Here is a 6,925-nt window from a genome sequence, read left to right on the forward strand (position 1 = left end):
TTTCTGCCACCAGCAAATCCTGTACCAAGGCACGATTCCAAAATCCCTTGCCTGTCGCCCTCTCCCGGCGGTAGCGTGCCCAATCCTGTAAAGCTTGACGCTGAGGTGCCAGAACAGCGATTAAACCGATAAACAGTACACCATTGAAGTACGCTAGCAACACAGGATTTATAAAAATCTGAGACGGTGAGAGCCAGTAATATCCCTGTGACTCTCCCATTGCAAATCCTAACGTCACAAATTCAAAGCAGGCTACCAGCCAATAACTTTGGTGCTTGTTGAGGATGGTGGCATTGGGATTGTGAAAGCGGCGATTGAGTGCTTGCCAAATCCAGCCTGTCCATAAGCCGTAATGAAGCAGTGCAAAGATGGCGAGGCTGATTCCAGTTGCACCAATGGGCAAATTAAACCATTCTAACCCTTGGATTTTTCCCATTGAGAAGGGAAAATCTCCACCTGTATAGTCTGTCCCCATCCGATTGATTAAATAGGGTAATACCACAACCGGAGAAAACAGATTCAGCCAATCCATAGGGCTGTGATCGATCGCTTTGAAATTAATCATTAATAAGAACAGCAGAACAGCACCACTCCCTAACCAAGACTGAAATCCACCCAGCCAAGGAGTCACTAAGCCAAACAGCAGCGCTGCACTGTAGAAGAATGCACAACTGGCAATCAGAACAGCATAAAACGTACAAATCTCGAAGCCAGGAATTTGGGCAGAAAATCCTAACCACAGATGGAAAGGAACGGTAAGAATAGCGGCTAAATAGAGCAAAATGGGAACACCCAGCAGCTTGCCGCCCAAAATACTCAGCGTAGATTGAGGGCTGAGTCGGATAAAGTTAAGAGTTCCACGACGCTCTTCATTCGCCAAATTACTGATCAGCATGTAGGTTCCTACCCCTAACATGATGAACAAAACAAATACACTCAGCGACATGAACATTTTTGGATAGGAGTCATGCCACCAACGCTGAATCTCAATAGCATCTGAGGGGCAGAGATTATTTTTGAGAATGTCTTGTACGTGCTGAATTTTTTCTTTGACTTCTGCTATGCTTCCTTTGAGGTGTTGTATTTTTTCCAGGTCATAGTCTTTAGGGTTACTATAGCGCTTGAATTCGGCTTGAAGTTGGCGATATTGGTTATCAAGTTGGTACCTTTGATTTTGAGCTGCTAAAAAAGTCTTTTGCAGGCGGCAGTAGGGTTGGTTTTGATAGTAAGGATGGTGAGGAAACTGATTCACCCAAAATAGGAATAGCAGAAGTTGACCTAGTAGGGATGAGGCCACAGCAATTGCTATATTCCTAACATTCAGGCGACCTTTAATTTCTCGAAATAGCTGGGGATTCCAGTCACCGATGCGGTCTAGAAAATTAAGTTGCATGAACAATCTCCAAATATTGAACTTGACAAATTAGTCATTTAGTGGATTGACAACAGAAGCCAAGGAAGCAAGTTGTGTAGTAGGTGCAACCTCCAACCTTCAAACCTTCAACCTTCAACCTTCAACCTTCAACCTTCAACCTTCAAACCTCCAACCTTCAAACCTTCAACCTTCAAACCTCCAACCTTCAAACCTTCAAACCTTCAACCTTCAACCTTTTAACTTCATCAAGAAGCTTGCTGGTGTCCTAGCTTGAGGAAGATGGTTTCGAGGTCTTCTTGGGTACAGTGGAATTCAGAAAGGGGAATACCCGCTTCAACCAGCGATCGCAATAACATCGCACTATCTTCTGGAGTCCCGGAAAAATGAACTCGCACATTCTTGCTTCCAGGTAGTACCTCCCACTCTTCAACCCAGGGATGATTTTTCAGTTCAGCGATCAGTGCGTCTAAATTCCCCAGAGTGGACATCACGATGTGCTGGCGTGCAAGGCGGCGGTAAAGTTCCTGTAAGGAGGCACTTTCCACCAAATAGCCGAGTTCCATAATTCCCACTGAAGAGCAAAGTTCTGCCAAGTCGCTGAGGACGTGTGACGAAATTAGAATTGTCATCCCAGCTTCTTGCAAGGTTTTGATGATTTCCCGAAATTGCATTCTCGCGAGCGGATCCAATCCAGAAACCGGTTCGTCCAGCAGCAGCAGAATTGGTTCGTGAATGATGGTTCTCGCGAGACTGAGACGTTGCTTCATCCCCCGCGACAGGGTGGAAATCAGACTATTGCGCTTATTCGTTAGCTGCACCAGTTCCAAAACTTCGCGAAGTCGTTGCGTGCGAAGGGGTTCTCGCAAGCGATACAGCCGTGCAAAATAGTCCAAGTAGTCCCAAACGCATAGATCGTCGTACAGGGGATAGTCATCAGGGAGATAACCCAGTCGCCGCTTCAGAGTTGGGTTGCTGTGATCGCGCAATAAGCGATCGCCATTGATATAAATTTCTCCAGTAGTGGGTTCCTCTGCGGCTGCCAACATCCGAATTAGGGTGGTTTTGCCTGCACCATTGGGCCCGATTAGGCCATAGACTTCACCACACTCGACTTGTAAATCGATATCGTTAACGGCAATGTGGCGATCGAATTGCTTGGTTAGTCCACGAGTAGAAATGGCGAGTTCTTTGCTCATAAGTGCTGGGAATTGGGGATTGGGGGTGTTATCTCTGAGATTTTGGACTACAGCGATAGAGAGTTATTTTCCGGAACTCTAAATCTCTCTATTTTGGATGTATCTCTGAGCCAGTGAAACTTATGCAGTTTTTGTTTGAGTTTTACTTTCAACGAAAAAATGTGGCCTATTAACGGGATGCCATATTATGGCTGATTTCCTTTGTATCCCAGCCCGTCAATTGCACCAACATCTCTGTCCAACGCTTGTTTTACCTTCGATAGCTTAGCCCTGATATGCATAAAGTTGCACCCTAATGGTGACGAATTACATATTGTCCTTGGAAGGCTGGAAGATTGCTGCCCCTTCCGTGAAATTTTTCAAATTCGGAGCCGACATAATGAATCCTGAAATCTTTTACCCTTGTCCTTGTTGTGGCTACATGACACTCAATCAAAAACCACCGGGTACGTACCTCATCTGTCCAATTTGCTTTTGGGAAGATGATGCAGAACAAGGTTACTCATCCAACCAAGTTTCGCTACGTCAAGCACAACGTAACTTTATAGAATTTGGTGCGTGCGAGCGCGAATGGCTCAAAGATGTTCGTCGTCCCACCCCCCATGATCAGCGAGTTCCAGGCTGGGAAACTCTTGACGCCCTGGCAGAAAAAATTAGATTCCCCTTAATTGAAAAGATTACTGCTGCCTTTGATGGTGTATCTCGCGAAGATGGCATTTCGTTACACGCGGCACGGGCACTTGATGACTGGAGTAGTCTTGAAGAGGCTAAGAAAACAGGTCGGCAAATGGATTTAGATACCCAATGGCAAGAGGTGCCAGATGAGTGGCTTATGAAATTTCACGATATCTTTGCTTTTTTAGATCCCAAAGGATTTCGATATTATATTCCTGCCTATATGATTTGGAGCCTAAAAGAACCTAAAGCCTTAGGTTCCAATAGTTTAAGCTCTTTACTGTGGGCGCTTGAGAGTAAGATTGGACACCATAAAGCTCATTTTGAAATACTTAATCAAGAACAATTAAAAGTTATTTCGGAGTTTATTGAATTTGTAAATAATTACATGTATTAGAGCCGCCATGACAGTTGCGGCGGGGGACTTTTTGGGGGAGGGAAACCACAGAGAGAGTGTTCCTACAGGTGGTTTTTTCGGGAGCATATCAGTGCAAGCACCTAGCACTCATGTAGGTTGAATAAAGCGTAAGCGTTACCCAACAAACAAACCTTAGAGTTGGGTTACTCTACGAGAAGGCTACGCCTACGTTCCTCAACCCAACCTAGAAATTTGACCGAGAATCGGAGGGCTTACCCCATAGTTTCTAACTATGGGGTAAGCCCGTAGCGAATTTATTCGCCGTCAGGCTTCCTTCTGGCCTTGAATGTACTGCTTAACAACTTCCAGCGGCGCACCGCCAACCGTAGACACGAAAGAAGAGTTAGTCCAAAGAGTAGGAAGTCTTGATTTTAAATGAGGGAATTCAAGTCTTAAATAGCGAGAAGTTGCACCTTTAAACCTTTTAACAGCCTTGTGAATGCCAAACTGAGGGTCTACTTCAATGAGTAAATGTACATGATCTGGCCTTATTTCCATTTCAAGGATGTCAACCTTTATTTCCTTGGCTATTTGCTCGAGTAATTCTTTAAGTCGAGCGTCCACACCATTAACAAGCACAGGGCGTCTATACTTGGGCGTCCAGACGATATGGTACTTGCACGAATAAACTACGTTTCTATTCGACTTAAAATTATTCATAAAATTTCCAGAAAAATAGATAGATTTCATGTATATAATGATTATACATCTACAATCTATCTAATCAGGAGGTGATTCAAGAGTGTTGATACTGGAGTACAAAGCAGTAGTCAAGAAGACACACGCAAAAGCCATTGATGAAGCTATTCGTACCTCACAGTTCGTCAGGAACAAAGTGTTGAGGTACTGGATGGATAATCGAGCTATTGGCAAAAAAGAGCTGTACCAGTATAACACTCAGCTACGAGCCGAGTATAAGTTTGTTAACGAGTTAAATTCTCATGCTTGTCAAGCATCTGTTGAGAATGTAGAACGTGCAATCAATCGATTTTTTGATAATTGCAAGAACAAGAAACCCGGAAAGAAAGGATATCCTCGGTTTAAAAAGAACTGCCATTCAGTTGAGTACAAGGTTTCTGGCTGGAAACTACATCCATCTAAACGGCGTATCAATTTTACCGATAAGAAGGAAATTGGCGAACTCAAATTGTTAGGAAATTGGGATATTCACGCTTTTCCTATAGCTTTAATTAAACGGGTTCGGATTGTGCGTAGGGCAGATGGCTACTATGTACAATTTTGCGTCAAGGTTGATAATAACCAAGATGTACCAGTTACTAACACTGAAGTTGGTATTGATGTTGGACTGGAGTATTTTTATTCTGACAGCAACGGCAATCACGAGGAAAATCCTCGGTTTTTACGCTCATCCGAGAAGAAAATTAAACGCTCTCAGCGTCAGATTCACAAGAAAAAGAAGGGGTCTAGCGGTAGAAGAAAAGCGCGTAGTATTTATGGACGCAAGCATTTAAGAGTAACAAGACAAAGGGAAGAACACGCCAAGAAACTGGCGCGTAACTTATGCCTAGCAAACGCTAAGGTTGTCTTGGAAGACTTGAATGTAAGCGGACTGGTGAGAAATCACAAGCTAGCCAAAAGTATCAGTGATGCTTCTTGGTATCAATTCCGCTGTTGGCTCGAATACTTTGGGCAGAAATTTGGCACAGAGGTAATCGCAGTTCCGCCGCATTTCACTAGCCAAGAATGCAGTAAATGTGGCGCTAAAGTCCAAAAAACTTTAAGCACTCGTACTCACTCTTGTCCACATTGCGGATACGTTGAACAGCGAGATATAAATGCTGCTAAAGTAATTTTAAGTCGTGTAAACGCTACGGGTGGGCAACCCGGAAGTAACGCTAGTCGAGTTGCAGCCTCTACTCCTGTTGGTCACAAGACCTGCAAGAGCAAGCAACGACGATGAAGCTAGAATCCCCCGCATTCCATGCGTGGGGAGTGTCAAATAGTCCCGTCTTTGGTTTGGGTTTAACCTCTACCAGTGATTTTTCTGCCCTTGAGAAAATAAGTCGTCATTTCTCCCTTCCCTTTTACTGGAATGACACCTCGCTTTTCCAATAAGTATTGCTCTCGTAGGTGTTCGTAAGTGGCGGCAGTTACGTGAATTTTTCCAGAGACGCCGTGGGATTCCATACGACTGGCGATATTCACGGTATCTCCCCAAAGATCGTAACTGAATTTTTTGATGCCAATTACCCCGGCTACCACGGGCCCGGTATTGATTCCGATGCGGATGTTGAACTCTTTACCCATCTCTTGACGGAATTGAGCGATCGCAGCTTGCATATCGAGTGCCATTTCTGCGATCGCTTCCGCATGATCGGCTCGACGCACGGGCAAGCCTCCCACCACCATATAAGCGTCGCCAACGGTCTTAATTTTCTCTAAGCCATGCTTCTCACTCAGGCGATCAAATGTGGAGAAGACTTGATTGAGTAAGCCGATGAGGTCAATCGGACTCAGGCGAGAGGCAATTTGGGTAAAGCCTACGATATCTGCAAACATCACGCTAACTTCTGCAAAGTCTTCTGCGATCGTGCGTGTATCATGTTTGAGGCGGTATGCGATCGGCTCTGGCAAGATATTCAGTAACAGCCGTTCGGTTTGCTCCTGTTGATAGCGTAGCGCTGCTTCGGCTTGTAGGCGTTGGGTAATGTCTCGAAAAATGGCGCGAGTCGCCACGGGTTTTCCCGCTACAAATTTACAGTTGATATTCCCTTCAACCGAGATTTTTGTGCCGTCTTGGCTAATAAATGCAGCTTTAATTTGATCGGTCTTTTCTCCAGATATCACGCGAGATAAACTTTCCAGACAACCCGCTTTACAATCGGGATGCAAAATGTCGAACAAGTTCATCGTTTGCACCTGAGCTTCGCTATATCCCAAAGTCTCTCGCCAAGCTCGATTGACATACAGAAAGCGACCATTGAGAGCGCAGGACTGAATTAGATCGGTTGCATTTTCAAATAAATCTCGATATCGTTCTTCGCTCTCCGCCAATGCCACCTCGGCTTGTTTGCGCTTGATGAATTGACCGAGTTGGTTACCGATACCTAGCATCACCTGAAGCAGGAATTCATCGCGGGGTTGTTTGTCACAACTGAAGAACGCAATTACTCCCAAAACTTCACCGTCACTCTGGATGGGAATTGCAAATGCGCCATGCAGTCCGGCAAGAGAGGCTTGCTCGGAGCGTTGGCAATGGGTGTCCTCGACAATATCGGTACTCCAGTAACCGGAGGTGAT

General features: G+C 44.9%; 5 protein-coding genes and 2 pseudogenes. 3 read left to right on the top strand and 4 right to left on the bottom strand.

Annotation, left to right across the window (positions count from 1 at the left end):
- A partial coding sequence (locus V6C93_RS16615; protein WP_333477781.1) for an ABC transporter permease occupies nt 1–1,393 on the bottom strand: 1,393 nt, incomplete at its 3' end.
- A 227-nt stretch (nt 1,394–1,620) separates the two neighbouring features.
- Complete coding sequence (locus V6C93_RS16620; protein WP_333477782.1) at nt 1,621–2,571, bottom strand: ABC transporter ATP-binding protein; 951 nt, start codon at nt 2,569–2,571, stop codon at nt 1,621–1,623.
- Between the two features lie 379 nt (nt 2,572–2,950).
- Between V6C93_RS16620 and V6C93_RS38290 the strand changes: the two are divergent.
- Both V6C93_RS38290 and V6C93_RS38295 read left to right on the top strand, forming a co-directional pair.
- Nucleotides 2,951–3,205: pseudogene (locus tag V6C93_RS38290) on the top strand (CPCC family cysteine-rich protein); the annotation flags it as partial.
- Nucleotides 3,206–3,247: 42 nt separating this feature from the next.
- Nucleotides 3,248–3,643 (top strand): annotated as a pseudogene (locus V6C93_RS38295) (DUF6714 family protein); the annotation flags it as partial.
- Between the two features lie 285 nt (nt 3,644–3,928).
- On the opposite strand, the gene tnpA reads toward V6C93_RS38295, so the two are convergent.
- Nucleotides 3,929–4,324, bottom strand: coding sequence for an IS200/IS605 family transposase (gene tnpA, locus V6C93_RS16630; protein WP_333477784.1), 396 nt, complete (start codon nt 4,322–4,324; stop codon nt 3,929–3,931).
- A gap of 82 nt (nt 4,325–4,406) precedes the next feature.
- Here tnpA and V6C93_RS16635 point away from each other — a divergent pair, with 82 nt between their 5' ends.
- Complete coding sequence (locus V6C93_RS16635; protein ID WP_333477785.1) at nt 4,407–5,585, top strand: transposase; 1,179 nt, start codon at nt 4,407–4,409, stop codon at nt 5,583–5,585.
- A gap of 62 nt (nt 5,586–5,647) precedes the next feature.
- Here the strand turns inward: V6C93_RS16635 and V6C93_RS16640 are convergent.
- On the bottom strand, nt 5,648–6,925 hold a 1,278-nt coding region (locus V6C93_RS16640), incomplete at its 5' end, for an adenylate/guanylate cyclase domain-containing protein (RefSeq protein ID WP_333477786.1).

The organism is Allocoleopsis sp., from assembly GCF_036703385.1.
Classification (GTDB): Bacteria; Cyanobacteriota; Cyanobacteriia; order Cyanobacteriales; family Coleofasciculaceae; genus Allocoleopsis.

Coding starts and splice junctions, on each gene's coding strand:
- V6C93_RS16620 (WP_333477782.1), bottom strand. CDS start 2,571: ATGAGCAAAGAACTCGCCATTTCTACTCGTGGACTAACCAAGCAATTC.
- tnpA (WP_333477784.1), bottom strand. CDS start 4,324: ATGAATAATTTTAAGTCGAATAGAAACGTAGTTTATTCGTGCAAGTAC.